Annotated in this window: 18 protein-coding genes; 4 read left to right on the top strand and 14 right to left on the bottom strand. The window is 44.4% G+C overall.

What is annotated here, in order from left to right:
* Positions 1-163: 163 nt before the first annotated feature.
* The 14 genes from RJ41_RS12360 to RJ41_RS19095 all read right to left on the bottom strand — a co-directional run bounded on the left by RJ41_RS12360 (position 164) and on the right by RJ41_RS19095 (position 12,271).
* On the bottom strand, positions 164-1,042 hold the full coding sequence (locus RJ41_RS12360; protein WP_039221254.1) for a ParB/RepB/Spo0J family partition protein: 879 nt from the start codon (positions 1,040-1,042) through the stop codon (positions 164-166).
* Between the two features lie 45 nt (positions 1,043-1,087).
* Complete coding sequence (locus tag RJ41_RS12355; protein WP_014951455.1) at positions 1,088-1,882, bottom strand: ParA family protein; 795 nt, start codon at positions 1,880-1,882, stop codon at positions 1,088-1,090.
* A 35-nt stretch (positions 1,883-1,917) separates the two neighbouring features.
* The gene (gene rsmG / locus RJ41_RS12350) at positions 1,918-2,553 is read right to left on the bottom strand and encodes a 16S rRNA (guanine(527)-N(7))-methyltransferase RsmG (protein WP_039221253.1); all 636 of its coding nucleotides are present in this window, start codon (positions 2,551-2,553) and stop codon (positions 1,918-1,920) included.
* 318 nt (positions 2,554-2,871) lie between these two features.
* Positions 2,872-4,773 carry a tRNA uridine-5-carboxymethylaminomethyl(34) synthesis enzyme MnmG gene (mnmG, locus tag RJ41_RS12345; protein WP_039221252.1) on the bottom strand — a complete coding sequence of 634 codons (1,902 nt, stop codon included), beginning with the start codon at positions 4,771-4,773 and terminating at the stop codon, positions 2,872-2,874.
* 895 nt (positions 4,774-5,668) lie between these two features.
* Entirely contained in the window at positions 5,669-6,496 is an 828-nt protein-coding gene (locus RJ41_RS12340; protein WP_014951458.1) for an ATP-binding protein, read from the bottom strand.
* A 6-nt stretch (positions 6,497-6,502) separates the two neighbouring features.
* Positions 6,503-7,171: a DnaT-like ssDNA-binding domain-containing protein gene (locus tag RJ41_RS12335; protein ID WP_015000151.1), complete on the bottom strand. Its 669-nt coding sequence runs from the start codon at positions 7,169-7,171 to the stop codon at positions 6,503-6,505.
* 27 nt (positions 7,172-7,198) lie between these two features.
* Positions 7,199-7,636, bottom strand: coding sequence for an FMN-binding protein MioC (mioC, locus tag RJ41_RS12330; protein ID WP_039221219.1), 438 nt, complete (start codon positions 7,634-7,636; stop codon positions 7,199-7,201).
* A 97-nt stretch (positions 7,637-7,733) separates the two neighbouring features.
* Positions 7,734-9,122, bottom strand: coding sequence for a tRNA uridine-5-carboxymethylaminomethyl(34) synthesis GTPase MnmE (gene mnmE, locus RJ41_RS12325; protein ID WP_039221216.1), 1,389 nt, complete (start codon positions 9,120-9,122; stop codon positions 7,734-7,736).
* A gap of 2 nt (positions 9,123-9,124) precedes the next feature.
* Complete coding sequence (locus RJ41_RS12320; RefSeq protein WP_039221213.1) at positions 9,125-9,607, bottom strand: YajQ family cyclic di-GMP-binding protein; 483 nt, start codon at positions 9,605-9,607, stop codon at positions 9,125-9,127.
* Between the two features lie 64 nt (positions 9,608-9,671).
* A complete protein-coding gene (gene yidC / locus RJ41_RS12315; protein WP_039221209.1) occupies positions 9,672-11,330 on the bottom strand; it encodes a membrane protein insertase YidC in 1,659 nt (552 codons plus the stop codon).
* A gap of 10 nt (positions 11,331-11,340) precedes the next feature.
* A complete protein-coding gene (yidD, locus tag RJ41_RS18940) occupies positions 11,341-11,589 on the bottom strand; it encodes a membrane protein insertion efficiency factor YidD (protein WP_081765860.1) in 249 nt (82 codons plus the stop codon).
* Positions 11,574-11,933, bottom strand: coding sequence for a ribonuclease P protein component (gene rnpA, locus RJ41_RS12310; protein WP_015000154.1), 360 nt, complete (start codon positions 11,931-11,933; stop codon positions 11,574-11,576). Before rnpA ends, yidD begins: the two co-directional genes overlap by 16 nt.
* 15 nt (positions 11,934-11,948) lie before the next feature.
* Entirely contained in the window at positions 11,949-12,083 is a 135-nt protein-coding gene (rpmH, locus tag RJ41_RS12305) for a 50S ribosomal protein L34 (protein WP_014290886.1), read from the bottom strand.
* A gap of 20 nt (positions 12,084-12,103) precedes the next feature.
* Positions 12,104-12,271, bottom strand: a complete 168-nt coding sequence (locus RJ41_RS19095; RefSeq protein ID WP_156964779.1) for a hypothetical protein — start codon at positions 12,269-12,271, stop codon at positions 12,104-12,106.
* A gap of 437 nt (positions 12,272-12,708) precedes the next feature.
* Between RJ41_RS19095 and dnaA the strand changes: the two genes are divergently transcribed.
* From dnaA to gyrB, 4 genes are all read left to right on the top strand, one after another.
* The gene (gene dnaA, locus RJ41_RS12300) at positions 12,709-14,367 is read left to right on the top strand and encodes a chromosomal replication initiator protein DnaA (RefSeq protein WP_039221192.1); all 1,659 of its coding nucleotides are present in this window, start codon (positions 12,709-12,711) and stop codon (positions 14,365-14,367) included.
* Positions 14,368-14,399: 32 nt separating this feature from the next.
* Complete coding sequence (gene dnaN / locus RJ41_RS12295) at positions 14,400-15,500, top strand: DNA polymerase III subunit beta (RefSeq protein WP_012516526.1); 1,101 nt, start codon at positions 14,400-14,402, stop codon at positions 15,498-15,500.
* Between the two features lie 124 nt (positions 15,501-15,624).
* Entirely contained in the window at positions 15,625-16,713 is a 1,089-nt protein-coding gene (gene recF, locus RJ41_RS12290) for a DNA replication/repair protein RecF (protein ID WP_039221183.1), read from the top strand.
* A gap of 8 nt (positions 16,714-16,721) precedes the next feature.
* Positions 16,722-19,142, top strand: coding sequence for a DNA topoisomerase (ATP-hydrolyzing) subunit B (gene gyrB, locus RJ41_RS12285; protein WP_039221179.1), 2,421 nt, complete (start codon positions 16,722-16,724; stop codon positions 19,140-19,142).
* Positions 19,143-19,193 lie beyond the last annotated feature (51 nt).

Raw genomic sequence — 19,193 nt, 5'->3', positions numbered from 1 at the left:
TATACTGTTTTACCGACAATTTTCAACAGTACAACGCTTTTTGAAAGTTATTCTGAAAATTTTCTATTGCTATAACCGGAAAGGAGAGTGTCCGGTGTTAGCACCGAACAGCGTATCAATTGCGGGTTGGCAAAGGGAGCTTCTCTACTAATTTTATTTTAAGTTATTGAATTTTAGATATAATTCCATCTAATTGTTCAAGGTCGCTAAAGCTAATCGTCAGCTTACCTTTGCCTTTCGCATTGTGATCAATGCTCACAGGGGTGCCTAAATTTTCTGAAAGTCGTGTCATAAGGTTTTGCACGTCGGGATCAACTTTCTTCTCAGGCTTAGGTTTAGCTGGCTCCAAAAGCTTTTTAACAAGCTTTTCCGTATCGCGCACGGTAAGACCTTTGCCCGATACTACTTGCGCAGTTTCTGACTGAGTTTCACCTTCTAGCGCTAACAGCGCTCTAGCATGACCCATTTCAATATCGCCATGCTCGACTAACAGTTTTACGTCGTCGTTCAAATTGTTCAGGCGAAGTAAGTTTGTCACTGTGGTGCGTGATTTGCCCACCGCTTCGGCCACTTCTTGATGGGTAAGCGCGAACTCATTCATTAAACGGTCGAGGGCTTGCGCCTCTTCCATGGCATTTAAATCTTCACGCTGGATATTTTCGATAAGGGCGATGGCCACTGCCGCTTCATCAGGCACGTTCTTGACCAAACAAGGCACTTCGTCTAGCTGTGCCAGTTGTGAAGCTCGCCAGCGACGTTCACCGGCAATGATTTCATAGCGGTGCTCGTCGACTTTTCTCACTACGATAGGCTGAATAATACCTTGCGCACGAATGGACGATGCCAATTCTTCTAATGCCTCAGATGACATGTCTTTACGAGGCTGATACTTGCCCGGCACTAAGTATTCAATAGGGAGTTTGCTTAACTCACCGTTAGTTGAATTTACCTCGGCGGCATCTTGTTCTTTTTGAGCAGATGATTGGCTGGTTGCGAGTAGCGCATCTAAACCGCGGCCAAGGCCTCTTTTACGTGCTGACATAGTGTCCTCTATGGCATGTGCTGATAGTGTTCAGCTTATTGTCGTTTAACTTGCTTTTGCCTGTGCAGGCGTTGTTTTATCCCTACGACGCAGTATTTCGCCTGCCAGTGCCAGGTAGGCTTTAGCCCCTGTAGATGACTTATCATAGTACATCGCTGGCGTCCCGAAGCTCGGTGCTTCAGCTAGGCGAACATTGCGCGGAATAACCGTGCGATAAACCTGCTCACCAAAATGACGCTTCAACTGTTCTGAAACGTCGTTAGCAAGGCGGTTGCGCGGGTCGTACATAGTACGCAATACGCCTTCAATCTTCAATTCTGGATTCACCACGGACGCCAACTTTTGAATGGTATCCATCAGGGCAGTAAGACCTTCTAGTGCATAATATTCACACTGCATAGGCACCATTACCGAATCGGCAGCCGCCAAGGCGTTCACCGTTAACTGGTTTAGCGAAGGCGGGCAGTCGATAAAGACAAAATCGTAGTAATCCATAACGGGCTTCAGCGCGTTGCGAAGCCTTACTTCACGGGCAAACATTTCCATCAGCTTAATTTCTGCCGCGGTTACGTCACCGTTCGCCGCGATGAGGTCATACTTGCCGCTTGTCGCTTTAACGATAACATCGTTAATTGGCTTTTCTTCAATCAACAATTCAAATGCCGTAGATTCAACGTCGTATTTATCAACGCCGCTTCCCATGGTCGCATTACCTTGTGGATCGAGATCAATGAGCAACACCTTACGTTTGGTTGCTGCCATTGACGCTGCCACGTTAACTGCAGTGGTTGTCTTTCCAACACCACCTTTTTGATTCGCGATCGCGATTACCTTAGCCACGTTTGATCCTGTTCTCGTCTATTTCTATTTTCCGGCTATTTCTTTTTTAGCCAAACCAGATGTCGTTCGCCTACCAAATTTGGCACAGTGATGTTTTCCGTTTTGCTCACATGGAAGTGATCACTCACTTCGTCTATCTCATCTTGTGGAAACTGACCTTTAAGCGCCAAAAATTGACCTTCTGAATCTACCAGATGCTGACACCAGTGCAACATATCTTTTAGTGAAGCGAAAGCTCGGCTTAGCACAATATCGTAAGGCGTATCGCCATTGTGCTCTTCAACGCGGCTTTGCACAGGAGTTACGTTAGTTAATCCGAGCGTGTGCACACATTGGGTCATAAACCGTACACGCTTGCCCAATGAGTCAAGCAATGTGAATGATTTATCTGGAAACGCGATAGCTAACGGCATACCAGGAAGGCCAGGGCCCGTACCAACATCAATGATATTGTCACCATCAAGAAAGGGCACAATAGCCAGCGAGTCTAGAATGTGTTTGACCATCATTTGCTTAGGATCGCGCACAGAAGTCAGGTTGTACGCCTTATTCCATTTGTCCATAAGCAGCACATAGTCAACTAACTGCTGCTGTTGCTTATTACTTAAATCTAGTGAAAGGGCATCAAGTCCAGACACCAAAATGGTGTGCAATTCTTGCTGTATCGTCATCGAAAAATCTGTCTGTTCGCGTTAATATTTTTTGCTCTACACAGTCCATACCATAAACACACGTGGCGAAACGTTATTTGCCGCTCATTTACAGCCGTTTGTTATTGCAGCTCTTCATGCTCGATACAAGTAAGCTTGAAGAAGGCACATAAATTAATCAAAGCCGCACAACGAATGTAAATTGGTGCAATGGGACAGTGTGAAAAGCGCCGAGTTTTTCTAGTTTTCGCATAGTTTAAGCGATTATGATTATCATAATACGCGAATAAATAGGAAAAACTAAGCGCTGCGAGTAATGCGTTGAGTTAAGCGCGTGTTTTACGCGCTAATTTTCTCTTGCTTGCGCAACATGCCGTGTTTTTTAAGGTAAACCAGCAGTAAAGAGATGGCCGCCGGGGTAATGCCCGAAATACGCGATGCTTTACCGATAGTTTCCGGTCTGGCTTCGGTTAACTTGGCTACAACCTCGTTCGATAGGCCAGAAATCTTGCTGAAGTCCATATCAACCGGCAAGAGGGTGTTTTCGTGTCGCTGCGTTTTCGCGATTTCATCCATTTGACGGGCAATGTAGCCGGCGTACTTAATTTGAATTTCCACTTGCTCTGCAGCAATCGGATCTTCAATACCTGGGCCAACACTTTCAATTTCCATTAACTGACCGTAAGTCATTTCAGGTCGACGGATCAGCTCTTCAAGAGAATGTTCACGACTCACCGGATTTTTCAGCATGGTATTAAGTTCCGGCGTTGCTTCGTGATCAGGGTGGATCCACTGACCGCGTAGACGCTGCAGTTCACTTTCTACCGCTTCCATCTTGTCGTTAAATTTCGCCCAGCGCGCATCATCAACAAGACCAATCTCTCGGCCCATCGCGGTTAAACGGCTATCGGCATTGTCTTCACGAAGCAGTAGTCTGTATTCTGCACGGCTAGTGAACATGCGGTACGGCTCTTTCGTACCCATGGTAGCCAAGTCGTCGATAAGTACGCCCATGTATGCTTGATCGCGGCGTAAAATCATCGGGTCTTTTTCTTGAACTTGTAGCGCTGCGTTTGCGCCTGCTACTAACCCTTGCGCACCCGCTTCTTCATAGCCAGTGGTACCGTTTATTTGGCCAGCAAAGAACAAGCCTCGAATAAACTTCGTTTCCAGTGTTTGTTTCAGATCGCGTGGGTCAAAGAAATCATATTCAATGGCATAACCCGGGCGAACAATGTGCGCATTTTCAAAACCTTTGATCGAGCGGACAAGGTTCATCTGTACGTCAAATGGCAAACTGGTTGAAATACCATTTGGATAAACTTCAATGCTGTTTAAACCTTCTGGCTCAACAAAAATTTGATGCGATGTCTTGTCTGCAAAACGGGTGATCTTATCTTCGATACTTGGACAATAGCGCGGCCCGATACCTTCGATAACCCCTGTAAACATGGGTGAGCGATCTAATCCCCCGCGAATGATATCGTGGGTTTTTTCGTTAGTGTGGGTGATATAGCACGGGATCTGGGTAGGGTGCATGCTTCTATCGCCCATGAAAGAAAATACCGGCGTAGGATTGTCACCAGGTTGAGGCTGCATTACAGAAAAATCTAACGAGCGCGCATCAAGTCTTGCTGGTGTTCCAGTTTTTAAACGGTCAACACGAAACGGAAGGGCACGTAGTCTATCTGCAAGTGCAATAGACGGTGGATCGCCGGCACGCCCGCCGCGATAGTTTTCAAGACCAATGTGTATGGTTCCGCCAAGGAAAGTCCCCACTGTCAGTACCACTGACTTGGCTTTAAACTTCAAGCCCATTTGCGTAACAACACCGCATACCTGATCGTTTTCAACAATCAGATCGTCAACGCTTTGTTGGAACAAGGTTAGGTTTTCTTGATTTTCAACAATGTCTCGAATAGCGTTTTTGTAAAGCGTACGGTCCGCTTGCGCACGCGTTGCACGAACAGCTGGGCCTTTAGAAGAATTCAATGTTCTAAACTGAATACCGCCTTTGTCGATAGCCAGTGCCATTGCGCCGCCTAACGCATCGATCTCTTTTACAAGATGGCCTTTACCGATCCCACCAATTGCAGGGTTACACGACATCTGGCCTATCGTTTCAATATTGTGAGTGAGCAACAGCGTATTTGCACCCATGCGAGCAGCTGCAAGTGCCGCTTCTGTACCTGCATGTCCACCACCTACAACGATGACATCAAATGCTTCAGCATAAAACATGGTTAAACCTCACTATTAACTTACGATAAGCCGATTAAAAACTAATTTTTCTCACGCAGATACTGCTGAAAAAAGGGCGCGTATTTTATCTGACTTATTGGATAAAGAAAATGATTAAATTTTCCTCAAAACCTGTTTTTGAAAAGGTGTGATCGAATTACAAGATCTTAAGATCTCTTTTAGATCTGTTTATTTTTACTTTTATTAGGATCATCAAGATCTGTGGGTAACCGATCAAAGCACATAAAGATCATCAAGTTACGCGATCAATAACATTGGGAAACCCCGATCCATAACCCTACCTCAAACTTGTGTATAAATAGCCTTTTTATCCACACCCCGAATCGTTTGAAAAGTTATTCTTTTTTCGATCAAAGCTTATGCACAGTGGTTTGTAGGATCCTATCCACAGGGGTGATCAATATGTGATCCAGCTGGGGATAAAATGTTTGCTATTTATGTATCGCGATCAAAAGATCGTGTAGATACGTGCGTTATAGCGTGATCACATTGTGGAGGAGATCTTTTCCAAAAGCTGTGATTAGATCGCCCGATCGCATTTATCAACACCTTCAGAAAAAGTGCACGTTTTTATGAACGACAAGATTATTTTTTCAAAACAGCCCATTTTTCAGGAGAAAAACATAGGAAATGACCAAAATTCAGTCACTTTTACAAGGAAGAAGTCGGTCTGTAAGAATGGTTATTTGTTTAACAGAAGGAGATCGTTGAGTGTATCTATGAATTAAAACCGTATTGTTTTGGTAAAAGCGTGATCAATAGGCTAAGTGATTCGCTATTACCTGGCACAACAGGAACATGCAATAAGGTTTAATGAAGAAAAAGACCTAGCAGAGTAAGGGCTAGGTTTCGAGAGAGGGGAAACCAGGTGCTATTAGCGCACCTGGTTGGGTTGATAGCGTGGCTGTGAAACAGAGCCTTGCATGTCTTCTTGTTCAATGGTTAAGCCTTCACGGCGGCTTGGACCTTGGAACCTAACTTTGTAAGTGTCGTACTCTTTAATCGACTCAAAACAATAGGGGCCAAGGGCATTTTCAAGTTCGGCTAAATTGTGATTGGTGATCAAAATACAGTTTTTCTTGTTTACCAAGCGTTGTCTTAGCAGATTACCAAACCAACTCTGCGCATTTTTCTTTAACACGCTTTCGTTTACACACACCTCATCAAGAATAAGCAGATCAACGTCTAGCAGTTCCTGATTGATCTCCCTGAAGCGCTGCCCCGCGTTGTCCGAAGCCCCAAAATCAAACGAGAAATTGCGCATTTCAAGCAGTGTAGACAGTTGACGATAAAGCACTGAAATTTCGTACTGCTCTATAAGTTGATGGGCAATGGCACCGGCAATATGTGATTTACCACGACCGTAATCGCCGTAAAACAGCATCATATGCGAGCCGCTTTGACGCCATGCAGGGTCGTCATGGGCAGCAATAAAAGACTGAGCTATAGATACGGCTTCAATCACATCGTCACTGTCTTCAACTAAGTTGGCGAAGGTCCATTTAGGATTCAGATCAGAACGGCCATGAATAGCCTCTACACGCGCTTTTTTACTACGCTGCTGTAGTTGTGATACTTCTTCGTTCGCTTTCGCCTCGTACTGCTTACGCAGCGTTTTATAGTCGATGTATTCACGATTGGGATCGACGTCTTTGTTGAGCGCTCTCGCTAAATTAGCAATTTTGTCGGTTATACGATCCATAACGAATTAACTCTTCTTAGTTGCGGCATACTTTTCCACCAGCTTTCTAGCATTATCATCTGCTTCTATGCCGGCTGCAACTTTCACTTGTTGCGTTCCCACCACCTTTGTTGGGGCGTAGCCTGAAGCGAGACGCTTGCGCTTGATATTGTTGGCAAACTTTTGTGTCCATTGGAATTCGCTAAACACTGAACTTGGTCTTCCTAACCAATAGGCAATGAATTCACCCACCTCGTTGTCATCAAATGTTTTATCGATAATACCCAGTAGCGAGGCCATTTCTTCAAACAACGCCTTGTTGGGCGTCCAATTAGGGGTCATGGCGCTATGACGGGCATGTAGTTGGTCGAAGTCTGACTGCGGCTCGCTTAGAAGCGGAAGAAGTAGGGTTTTCCCGTTGATTGTATGCTCAAGATCAAGTTCAAGGGGCAGGGCAACCAAACCTACTTGTTCAAGCTGCTTCACCAAGCTATTGATTTGACGACCGCGTTGGTAAGGCTCGTCTTTGCTGTCGCCGTTTAGCAAGTTCAATAATTGCTTATAATCAATAGGTGCTGACGATGTCGTTGCCGAATTTGCACCTGTTCGAAGCCCAAGTAAATACAGTACCCGGCAATCGTTAGAAAGGGGAGATTGCAACGCCGCCAGTTCAGCTTGGGTAAGGTTGCTGTTCATCGCATTGGTTCCACGTAAAAACGCTTGTTAAGCATTGGCCAGCTTTTCGTCAAACCATTCCACAGCGGCATCTTCAGGGATAGGGTGTTCTAGCACATCAATGTATAGCGCGTCGGTGATTAACGTGCCACCTGCATTTTTAATATGTTTTTCCATTTCTTTTGCGCCGAAACAAAAGGTGTCGTAACTGGTGTCACCTAGCCCAATAACGTAGGCGTTTACTGCGCTTAAATCTGCGCTCTCTAACTGCTTTGCGAACGGCTGGATGTTGTCAGGTAATTCGCCAGCACCGTGTGTTGATGTACACACGATCCACGTTGATTCTGTTTTAATCTCATCTAAATTTGGTTCAGCGTGAATAGTGTGGGTGTGCCCGCTCGCATCAAGTTTTTCCGCAATGGCATCTGCCACGTATTCTGCGGCGCCTAACATGGTGCCAACGATGATTTCAAAATGCTTGCTCATTATTGGGTTGCTTCTCTATTTACGATTGTCGTCTTAACGTAAGTACGGCTTATCCGTTACGTTATTCACCATCTTACTTATAACTTTATTGGTCACGCTATTTGCCGATACAGAACGATGAAAAAATCTTACCAAGTAGATCGTCTGACGTGAATTCACCGGTTATCTCACATAGTGCCTGATGCGCCAAGCGCAATTCTTCAGCAAGTAACTCGCCCGCCATAGCGTCGTGTAGTTGTTGTTCGCCTGTGCTTACATAACTGTAGGCTTGGTCGAGTGCGTCTATGTGTCGTCTGCGCGCAATAAATTGGCCTTCCGTTGTAGTATCGAAGCCCATGGTTTTTGCCAGATGTGCTTTTAGCGTGTCGACGCCGCTACCTTCTTTGGCTGATAGATTAATGACTGAGATATCACCTTGCTCGGTGGCAACCGTGCTTTGTCCAATATCTAAGATACTAAGGTCGGCCTTGTTACGAACTACGGTAACGGGGATGCCTTGTGGCAATCGGGCCATAAATTCTGGCCATATTTCATAAGGGTCGATAACAGCAGTTGCGGTAGAGTCTACAACGAATAATACGTGGTCAGCTTCATTGATAGCTTGCCACGCGCGCTCAATACCAATTTGTTCCACTTTATCTGGGCTTTCTCGAAGTCCCGCTGTGTCGATAATGTGCACCGGCATACCATCAATGTGAATATGCTCTTTAAGTACGTCTCGCGTGGTACCGGCTATATCGGTAACAATGGCGCTATCACGTCCTGCCAGGGCATTTAATAAGCTCGATTTACCGGCGTTAGGGCGCCCCGCAATCACCACCTGCATACCTTCGCGTAACAAGGTGCCTTGTTTAGCCTGCTCGCGTACTTTGGTTAAGCTTTGCATAATTGCGCTTAAGTCACCTGATACTTTCCCGTCAGATAAGAAATCAATTTCCTCTTCAGGGAAATCGATGGCCGCTTCTACGTACATACGAAGGTGCACGATTTGGTCAGATAGCGTTTGAATTTGTGTAGAAAACTCACCCTGTAGGGAGCGCAACGCACTTTTGGCTGCCTGTTTAGAGCTTGCATCAATCAAGTCGGCAATCGCCTCTGCTTGCGCAAGGTCTAATTTATCATTTAAAAAGGCCTGTTCACTGAATTCACCTGGATTGGCAAGTCGGGCATGGCCCGTTGCAAGCACGGCATCAATCAGCATGTCCATGACAACTTGACCGCCATGGCCCTGCAGTTCAAGTACATCTTCACCAGTAAATGAGTTAGGCCCTTTAAAAAACAGTGCTATGCCCTGGTCTATTACGCTGTTGTTAGCATCAACAAACGGCGTATAGGTCGCAAGACGTGGTGTTAGTGCGCTTGGTACTAACGCCTCTGCGATGGCTTTAGCCTTAGGACCTGAAACACGTACTATACCTACGCCGCCACGACCGGGCGCTGTCGCTTGTGCGGTAATAGTGTCGGTAGAAAGGGTGAGTGATTCCATAATTAGTCGCGGAAGTTTTTAAATTGAAAAGGTTGGCCTAAGTTCGACTCTTTAATCAGCGAAATAACTTGCTGCAAATCATCACGCTTTTTACCTGTTACGCGAAGTTCTTCGCCTTGAATAGCCGTTTGCACTTTGATTTTTGCGTCTTTCACCAGCTTCACAATCTTCTTCGCCATCGGCTGCTCAATACCTTCTTTAAAGGTAATGGTCTGACGGTAAGTTCTACCGTGGGCATCGTAGGGTTTAACATCCATAGATGAAGTGTCTACGTTACGTTTAGACATCGCCGTTCGAAACATGCTTTCCATTTGCTGAAGTTGGAATTCAGCTTCAGCTTTCATGACTACGGTTTTATCTTTGTACTCAAAGCTCGCGTCAATACCGCGAAAGTCGAAACGCGTTGATAGCTCACGGCTTGCGTTTTCAGTGGCGTTGCGTACTTCTTCCATGTTGATTTCAGAAACAATATCAAATGATGGCACAGGTTATTCCTCTTAAGACAAAACAGCCCGCATAGGCGGGCTGTATAATTCATTGATCAGCGTGTTATTTACTGCTGATGCCCCGCTTCTCCATTGAAGCATAAATCATTTTGGCTTGAACCAAGGTAATCACGTTACTGACTAGCCAGTATAGTACCAGACCTGCAGGGAACCACAGGAAGAATACACTCATTGCTACCGGCATCCATTGCATGATTTTCTGCTGCATTGGATCAGTAATGGTGGTTGGCTGAAGTTTTTGCAATAGGTACATACTTGCGCCAGTTAGAATTGGCAGCACAAAGTACGGGTCTTTTGTAGACAGGTCAGTGATCCAAAGCACAAAGTCTGCATGGCGTAGTTCAACACTTTCCATCAGTACCCAATAAAGCGCAAGGAAGATAGGCATTTGCAGAAGAAGAGGTAAGCAACCGCCCATTGGGTTTACTTTCTCTTTGCGGTAAAGCTCCATCATAGCTTGAGACATTTTTTGTCTGTCGTCGCCAAAACGGTCTTTTAGCTGCTGCATCTTAGGTGCTAAGTTGCGCATACGTGCCATTGACTCGTATTGCTTCTTAGTTAGCCAGTACATCGCGCCTTTTACTACAATAGTGATAAGGATAATTGCCACACCCCAGTTATTAACTAGGCTATGAAGGAAGGTAAGAAGGGCGAACAGCGGCTGTGAAATCCAGAAAAGAATACCGTAATCAACGGTTAGGTCTAGGCCGCGCGCAATCTTCGCTAGGCTTTCTTGATCTTTAGGACCCATATAAAGGGTAGACGCAAGGGTTTTGGTTTCACCAGGCGCTACGCTTTCAGACGGAGACAATACACCAATTACCGCATACTGATTTTTCAGGTTACGAGAATAAAGCGTGTTCGTTTGCTCTTGAGAAGGTACCCATGCTGATACAAAGTAATGTTCAAGCATGCCAACCCAACCCGCTTTCGTGGTTTCGCGTAGGTTGTCATCTTCAATCTCGTCAAACGAGTACTTCTGGTAGCGGTCATCTTCTGTTGAATATGCAGCACCACGGTACGTTGGCATAAACATGTTGCTGTCGTCTTCAAACTCCATCACTTGTTTAAGCTGTGCATACGGCTGAACCGTTGCTGCGCTGCCAGTACCATTTTCCACGCTATAGCTTACGTTTACGTCGTACTGACCTTTAGTGAAAGTGAAGGTTTTGGTAACTGACAAGCCTTGATTGTTTTTCCATGTAAGAGGAATAACAAGGGTGTCGCCAGTCATTTCATAATAGTCACTTTGTGCATTATACACCGGGCGGCCACTGCTGCTTGCATCAGGCCCTTGAGCACCGATTAGGCCACTTTGCGCTACATAAAGACCGTTGCCAGAGCGAAGTAGGCTGTAAGGAATATCCGAACCTTGCTCTACCGGAAACTTAAGTAAGTCTGCTGATACTACATCGCCGCCTAGCAAATCGATGCGTAAATCAAGCGTATCGGTCTTTACTTCAATAATGCGGTTTGAGCTTTGCGCCGCTGCGACAGGTTGTGCAGCAGGAACGCTATCACTACTAGGTACATCTTCGCTGCCATTGTCATTAAATGACGGTACGCCTTGTGATGTCTCTTGCGTTTGTTGTTGCTCAACAGGCACAACTGGCTGTGGCCCATAATCTTTTTGCCATGATTGCCAAAGCAAAAAGCTAACTAGCGCAAGGCCAATTATCAGAAAACTACGTTGCGATTCCATAGAGGTCTCTTTATTTTGAGTGTTTATCTTGTTGTTTTTCCGGCACTGGATCATATCCGCCGGCATGCAAAGGGTGGCATTTTAATATGCGTTTAATAGATAACCAACCGCCTTTTACTAATCCGTGCGTTTTTAATGCGTCTATAGCATACCAAGAACAAGAAGGATGGAAACGACATCGTTGCCCTAACATAGGGGAAATGAACCATTGATAAAATTTTATCAATGCCAAAGGCACTACAATTAAGAGTTGCCGCAACGCTTGTTTAATTTTTTCCATAGCTTGTCCAATGTAGCGAAAACTTCTTGGTTGCTAAGGTTGTCAGCGCCTGACTTGCCAATAACGATAATATCGACATTGGGTAAGTTGTGCTGTTTATGCCTAAAACTTTCTCTGACTAATCGCTTCAAACGATTTCTATCGTGAGCTTTACGGATACGTTTTTTCGCGAGCGTAATGCCTAAACGAGGAGTTGAAAGTGTATTTTTTCTGGCTAGAACAGTAAAAGAGGGAGATACAGCTGGGGTTGCGTTATCAAACACATAGGTAAAGTGGGTGGGAGTTAACAGACGTAACTCCCTAGAAAAATTATTCTCGCCCACTTTGGCGTCTTTCAATTAAGCTGAAAGACGAGCGCGGCCTTTTGCACGGCGAGCTGCTAGTACTTTACGACCATTTTTAGTCGCCATACGAGCACGAAAACCGTGAGAACGCTTGCGCTTTAGATTGCTCGGTTGAAATGTTCTTTTCATGACCAAAGTCTCACTTATATTTAGTTAAACATAGGCGTTTTTGGTAACACATTATGCTGTTGCCAGAACAATGTGGTGTTTTCACCAGAAAAGCCCATCGAAAAAGGACGCTGAATTCTAGAGATCTCGGGGCGTGCTGTCAATGTATATTCTCGCTTTTCGGATGAATAAGTGAACAATTTTTGCATTTTCTAACCGATAGCTTAATCGATAACGCAGTTTTCGTACAAATAGTCTGTGAATAACGCGTTAAATTTGGTTAGGTTATCCACAGTGCGTTGTGAAAAACACAGAGATGGATATAAAAAGCAAGGTGATCTAACGGTTTTTTAGCACAAATTTAGAATGAATTTTTCTCGTTATAGTTTGATTTGATCTAAAAGAAAAAAGCTTACTAATCAGATGTTTGTTGTTTTGATCGAAAAGATCGTTCGGGATCGCCATTTACATTGTGTTGATAAAGTAAGATAATCCACAGCGATTAAAACGATAACTTAATTTCTCGCTGCTACCCAACACTTCCAACGCTATTTTCTTCTAATGGCGCTTTTTAGTGCCTGCTTTCTTTATGCTTGGCTTTTCAGGAGTTGGTTTTCTAGCGAGTTACGGGAGCTAACTACGTACCATGTCCTTGTGGAACCAATGCCTTGAAAGATTGCGTCAAGAACTACCAACGCAGCAGTTTAGTATGTGGATACGACCTCTTGTTTGTGAAGAACAACAAGGCGTTGTTGCACTCTATGCTCCCAATCGTTTTGTACTTGATTGGGTAAGAGACAAGTACCTGAATAATATTACCGCACTACTAAAAGAGTTTGCCGGTAGTGACGCACCACAATTGCGTTTAGAAGTGATGAATCGTCACAGCGTAAGCCGTAGTCAGCCTGTAAGTACCAGTGGATCTTCACCTGCTCCAAATACGCCTAATAATAATCAACCAAGTAAGCCTAGTGCGCCTGCGGGCGGTCAAGGGTATCAGAACTATAATAGTAGTAACCAGTCTGTTCACAGCGGCAGTAATGGGCAGCACACATCGTCTTACTCACCAATGCCGAATAGCGGTATGCCATCAACGGCGAGCCAAGCGGGTGAGCAGGGACAAAACAATGCGTTTTCAAAATCACCTTCATACACACAGGGTATGGATCTAAATGATCGCGGTGCGCAAGACCACGACCGTAATGGATATAATGCACACGCAGATCAAGCGCCAAGATCGTCAACACCGCCAAAAGTGATCCCGATCCCTGAGGCGATGAAGCATAAAAGTAATATTAATCCGACTTATCAATTCGACAACTTTGTCGAAGGTAAATCTAACCAGCTAGCACGTGCGGCTGCAACTCAAGTTGCAAATAACCCAGGCGGTTCTTACAACCCACTGTTTATTTACGGTGGTACGGGCTTAGGTAAAACTCACTTATTACATGCAGTGGGTAATGGCATCGTAGCTAATAACGGTGACGCTAAAATTGTGTATATGCATTCAGAGCGTTTCGTGCAGGATATGGTTAAGGCACTACAAAATAACGCTATAGAGGACTTTAAGCGCTTCTATCGCAGCGTTGATGCGTTACTTATCGATGATATTCAATTCTTTGCTAATAAAGAGCGTTCACAAGAAGAGTTCTTCCACACGTTCAATGCGCTTCTTGAAGGTAACCAACAAATCATCCTTACTTCTGATAGATATCCTAAAGAGATTGATGGAGTAGAGGATCGATTGAAATCGCGCTTCGGTTGGGGTTTAACCATTGCTATAGAGCCACCAGAGCTTGAAACCCGAGTAGCTATTTTGATGCGCAAAGCGGCAGAGAACCGGATTCACTTACCTAATGAAGTGGCGTTCTTTATAGCTAAGCGATTGCGTTCAAACGTACGCGAGCTCGAGGGTGCACTAAACCGTGTTATTGCTAACGCAAACTTTACCGGTCGCCCTATCACTATTGATTTCGTTCGCGAAGCGCTTCGAGACCTTCTCGCACTTCAAGAAAAATTGGTAACCGTTGATAATATTCAGAAAACCGTCGCAGATTATTATAAGATAAAAGTAGCTGATATTTTGTCTAAACGACGTAGTCGTAGTGTGGCGCGTCCTCGCCAAGTCGCGATGGCGCTGGCCAAAGAACTTACCAACCACAGTTTACCTGAACTAGGAAACGCGTTTGGTGGACGAGACCACACTACGGTTTTACACGCTTGTAGAAAAATAGAGCAGCTAAGAGAAGAAAGTCATGATATAAAAGAGGACTATAAGAACCTCATTAGGACTTTGTCTTCCTAACACCACGACCTTAGAGGCGAGATAGCACTGCGATGAAATTTACTATAAGCCGCGAACAATTTTTACAACCCCTACAGTTGGTATCTGGTGCTGTAGAGCGTAGACACACACTGCCAATTCTTTCCAATGTTCTCATCAAAGTAAGTGAGGACGCACTTTGGCTTACTGGTACAGATTTAGAGGTAGAACTAATTTCTAGCGTGAAATTAGAAGGTGAATTCACGGAAGGTGAAATTACTGTTCCTGCTAAAAAGCTGTTTGATATTATTCGTGGTATTTCTGAAGGAACAGATATTCATTTCTCGTTAGACGGCAGCAAAGCACTTATTCGTGCCGGTCGAGGTCGTTATACGCTTTCTACTTTATCTGCCAACGACTACCCAAATTTAGAAGATTGGGAAGGTGAAGTTGAGTTTGAATTATCGTGCAGTGATCTAAAACGTCTTATTGATGCAACGAGCTTTTCAATGGCTCAACAAGACGTACGTTATTACTTAAATGGTATGTCCCTTGAAACGGAAGAGAATATCATTCGTACCGTTGCAACAGACGGTCACCGCCTTGCACTTTGTCGCCTAAACTATGAGACCGCGTTGCCATCTCGTCAGGTGATTATTCCACGTAAAGGCGTGTTAGAAATTTCTCGTCTTATTAGCGAGGATGACAAATCTCTTAAGGTGCAAATAGGCGCCAACCATCTTCGAATTTTCTCAAACGATTTCATTTTCACTTCGAAACTAGTTGATGGCAGATTTCCTGATTATCGCCGTGTGTTACCTCAAAATGGCGACAAGGAAATTATTGCGAGTAAAGCTGTATTAAAAGAAGCATTCTCACGTGCGGCCATTCTATCTAACGAGAAGTTTAGAGGCGTACGATTAAACTTGTCTTCTGGTGAGCTTAAGATAACGGCGAATAACCCAGAGCAAGAAGAAGCTGAAGAAATCGTTGATGTTCAGTATCAAGGTGACGATTTAGAAATTGGCTTTAACGTTGCCTATCTAATTGACGTATTGAACGCGCTTGGATCTGATGGTGTTAAAGTGAGCCTATCAGATTCAAACGCGAGTGCGCTAATCGAAGATGATGCTGATGACGCCGCGTTATACGTAATTATGCCAATGCGACTGTAGTTACTGCTACATTAAGTATTTGCAGCGTTTCGCATATCCACGTTATTTTGTTATTAAAATTATCAATTCAAGAAGCGATGTGTGTTGACACACCTCGCTTCTTTTCTTTCATCAGTGTGACCTCATGAAACTGGACCGCGTCCAGATTACACAGTTTCGTAATCTTACTTCCGTATCACTTTCTCCTTCACCAGCTTTAACCATCATTAAAGGGGTAAATGGGAGTGGGAAATCCTCGTTAATCGAAGCACTTTACTACCTTGGTTTTGGACGTTCTTTTAGAACAAATAAACACAGCTCGGTTATTCAAAATGAGAAGAACAGCTTCAGTGTTTTCGCGTCATGCAAAACTGAAGAAGGGGATGAATTAAAGCTAGGCTTTCAACGAAGTCGAAACGAGACATTCACCTGTAGTATTAACGGTGAGCATTCAAATAAGTTATCAGATTTAGTCAGCCTGGTACCGCTTCAACTTTTTACTCCGCAGAGTACTGACCTTATTATTGGTTCACCATCCGAGCGCCGCCGGTTTTGTGATTGGGGATTGTTTCACGTGGAACATCAGTTTCAATCGCTTGCAAATCAATACGGTAAATTCCTAAAGCATAGAAATGCGTTGCTGAAACAGCAGGCAAATTTAAGCGCGCCACAAAACCAATATTGGGAGTCTCAGTTCTCTGAACTCGGTGAGTCTTTATCGGCTACGCGTCAGGGATATGTCGATACCCTTACGCCTATTTTTAAGCAGTACTCGCAAGAATTTCTTCCGAACTTCGATGTGGAATTGAGTTACTATAAAGGGTGGGAAAAAGATGTCGGTTTATCAGAAAGCCTAGTTAAAAAACGTGAGTATGATGGTAAAATAGGGCATACCTCTTCTGGGCCCCATAAAGCCGATTTACGGCTTAAAGTGAATGGAGTAAACGCCCAGGAGCTTTTATCGAGAGGGCAGCTTAGAATGGCTGTGGCAGCGCTTCAAATGTCACAGACTAAGCTATTTAATAAGGCAACGCAGCGTAAAAGTATCTTTTTACTTGATGATGTGGGTGCCGAACTAGATGCCGATAAAAGAGAACAATTTATTGATGGGTTGCTCAAAATGGATACGCAGGTTTTCGTTACTGCAATAGAATCCACGCAGCTCGCTTTTATACAAAAATACAACGAAAAGAAAATGTTTCACGTGGAACATGGAAGCGTGAAAGAGGAGTAAAAGCTAGTATGTCAGCAGAGAACAACTACGACTCGTCCAGTATTAAAGTACTTAAAGGATTAGATGCCGTAAGAAAGCGTCCTGGTATGTATATCGGTGATACTGATGATGGTACCGGATTACACCACATGGTTTTCGAGGTGGTCGATAACTCTATCGATGAAGCACTTGCTGGACATTGTTCTGAGATTACTGTGCTCATTCACAGCGATGGCTCAGTATCTGTGTCTGACGATGGACGTGGTATACCAACTGAATTGCACCCAGAAGAGGGTGTATCTGCAGCTGAAGTCATTATGACGGTTCTTCACGCCGGCGGTAAGTTCGACGATAACTCATATAAGGTATCGGGCGGTTTGCACGGTGTAGGTGTATCAGTAGTAAATGCACTTTCAAGCCGACTGAAGCTTCGTATTCGTCGTGGCGGTAAAGCGCACGAACAAGAATATCATCATGGTGTTCCACAAGCGCCGCTAGCGGTAACAGGCGATACTGATAAAACAGGAACTATGATCCGTTTTTGGCCAAGTTCAGATACTTTCACAGATACGCTTTACCACTACGATATTCTTGCCAAGCGCCTCCGTGAACTATCATTCCTTAACTCTGGTGTGTCGATTCGCTTGAAAGATGAACGCGACGGTAAAGAAGACCACTTCATGTACGAAGGTGGTATACAAGCTTTTGTCGAATATTTGAATGAGAAGAAAACACCAGTTCACCAGAAAGTGTTTCATTTCAGCAGTGAACAAGAAGACGGTATTGCAGTAGAAGTAGCGATGCAATGGAACGATAGCTTCCAAGAGAACGTGTTCTGTTTCACCAACAATATTCCTCAGCGCGACGGCGGTACTCACTTGGCGGGCTTCCGTGGAGCGTTGACGCGTACATTGAATAACTACATGGAAAAGGAAGGCCTGAACAAAAAGGCTAAAACGAATGCCAGTGGTGACGACGCGCGTGAAGGTCTAACCGCGGTTATTTCCGTTAAAGTACCAGATCCAAAATTTAGCTCACAGACTAAAGATAAGCTTGTATCTTCTGAAGTTCGTCCAGCTGTTGAATCGGCAATGAATGAAAAGCTAGCCGAGTTCTTATTAGAAAACCCTGCAGAAAGTAAAATCATTGCGAGTAAGATTATCGATGCTGCTCGTGCTCGTGAAGCTGCGCGAAAGGCCCGTGAAATGACACGCCGTAAAGGTGCGCTCGACTTGGCTGGTCTGCCGGGTAAGCTAGCTGACTGTCAGGAAAAAGATCCTGCACTTAGTGAATTATACATTGTGGAGGGTGACTCTGCGGGCGGTTCAGCTAAGCAGGGTCGTAACCGTAAAAATCAAGCTATTCTGCCGCTTAAAGGTAAAATCCTAAACGTTGAGAAAGCGCGTTTTGATAAGATGCTTTCTTCTCAGGAAGTTGCGACGCTTATCACGGCACTAGGTTGTGGTATCGGTCGTGACGAGTATGACCCTGAAAAATTACGCTATCACAGCATCATTATCATGACCGATGCTGACGTAGATGGTTCTCACATTCGTACGCTTCTACTCACATTTTTCTATCGTCAAATGCCTGAAATCATTGAGCGTGGATATGTATATATTGCACAGCCACCGCTATACAAAGTGAAGAAGGGTAAACAAGAGCAGTATCTTAAAGATGACGATGCGCTAACTAACTACCTAACATCAATCGCAATTGACGGTGCGTCTTTGCACACCAGCGATGAAGACCCAGGTATTAGTGGTGTAGGCCTAGAAAACCTTGTTAAGCAGTACCAATCGGTAGAGAAGATGATTGCACGTATGAAACGTCTTATGCCTGCATCTATCCTCTACAGAATGCTTTACACGCCTACGCTAAACCTTGAAGACCTTAAAGATGAGTCTGCACTAGAACATGTGGCGAAGCACTTCGTAGAACAGCTTACAGAGCGCGAAAACGATGGTGCCACATACCGTTATGAAATTCGCACTGATGCTGAACTTAGCGAGTACTACATTACAATCATCATGCGTATGCATGGTATCGATTATGAGTACATTATCGATCATGAGTTCATCGAGTCGTCTGAATATCAGCGCCTTAAAGAGCTGAACCTTGCTATCAATGACATGATGGGTAAAGACGCTTACATCCAGCGTGGTGAACGTAGACAGCCAGTTGAGTCATTCAAAGAAGCCCTAGAATGGTTAATGAATGAAGCGAAACGTGGTCAATACATTCAGCGCTATAAAGGACTAGGTGAGATGAACCCAGAGCAATTATGGGAAACCACTATGGACCCAGAAAGCCGCCGTATGCTTCAAGTTACCATTGAAGATGCTATTGGTTGTGACCAGCTGTTCACTACATTGATGGGTGACCAAGTTGAGCCACGTCGAGAGTTTATCGAAGCTAATGCACTTAAAGTGGAAAACTTAGACGTGTAGCGTTTTTAGCTATTTGAAAAAAGCGACCAATTGGTTAATGCCGATCAGTTA

It is taken from the genome of Alteromonas marina (assembly GCF_000808575.1).
GTDB classification, from domain to species: Bacteria; Pseudomonadota; Gammaproteobacteria; order Enterobacterales; family Alteromonadaceae; genus Alteromonas; species Alteromonas marina_A.
The sequence above is the reverse complement of the archived record's forward strand: the minus strand, read 5'-3'. Positions and strand labels throughout refer to the sequence as shown.

Coding starts and splice junctions, on each gene's coding strand:
- dnaA (WP_039221192.1), top strand. CDS start 12,709: ATGTCCTTGTGGAACCAATGCCTTGAAAGATTGCGTCAAGAACTACCA.
- mioC (WP_039221219.1), bottom strand. CDS start 7,636: ATGAGCAAGCATTTTGAAATCATCGTTGGCACCATGTTAGGCGCCGCA.
- yidC (WP_039221209.1), bottom strand. CDS start 11,330: ATGGAATCGCAACGTAGTTTTCTGATAATTGGCCTTGCGCTAGTTAGC.
- mnmE (WP_039221216.1), bottom strand. CDS start 9,122: ATGGAATCACTCACCCTTTCTACCGACACTATTACCGCACAAGCGACA.
- RJ41_RS19095 (WP_156964779.1), bottom strand. CDS start 12,271: ATGCAAAAATTGTTCACTTATTCATCCGAAAAGCGAGAATATACATTG.
- rsmG (WP_039221253.1), bottom strand. CDS start 2,553: ATGACGATACAGCAAGAATTGCACACCATTTTGGTGTCTGGACTTGAT.
- rpmH (WP_014290886.1), bottom strand. CDS start 12,083: ATGAAAAGAACATTTCAACCGAGCAATCTAAAGCGCAAGCGTTCTCAC.
- mnmG (WP_039221252.1), bottom strand. CDS start 4,773: ATGTTTTATGCTGAAGCATTTGATGTCATCGTTGTAGGTGGTGGACAT.
- dnaN (WP_012516526.1), top strand. CDS start 14,400: ATGAAATTTACTATAAGCCGCGAACAATTTTTACAACCCCTACAGTTG.
- recF (WP_039221183.1), top strand. CDS start 15,625: ATGAAACTGGACCGCGTCCAGATTACACAGTTTCGTAATCTTACTTCC.
- gyrB (WP_039221179.1), top strand. CDS start 16,722: ATGTCAGCAGAGAACAACTACGACTCGTCCAGTATTAAAGTACTTAAA.
- RJ41_RS12340 (WP_014951458.1), bottom strand. CDS start 6,496: ATGGATCGTATAACCGACAAAATTGCTAATTTAGCGAGAGCGCTCAAC.
- RJ41_RS12360 (WP_039221254.1), bottom strand. CDS start 1,042: ATGTCAGCACGTAAAAGAGGCCTTGGCCGCGGTTTAGATGCGCTACTC.
- RJ41_RS12335 (WP_015000151.1), bottom strand. CDS start 7,171: ATGAACAGCAACCTTACCCAAGCTGAACTGGCGGCGTTGCAATCTCCC.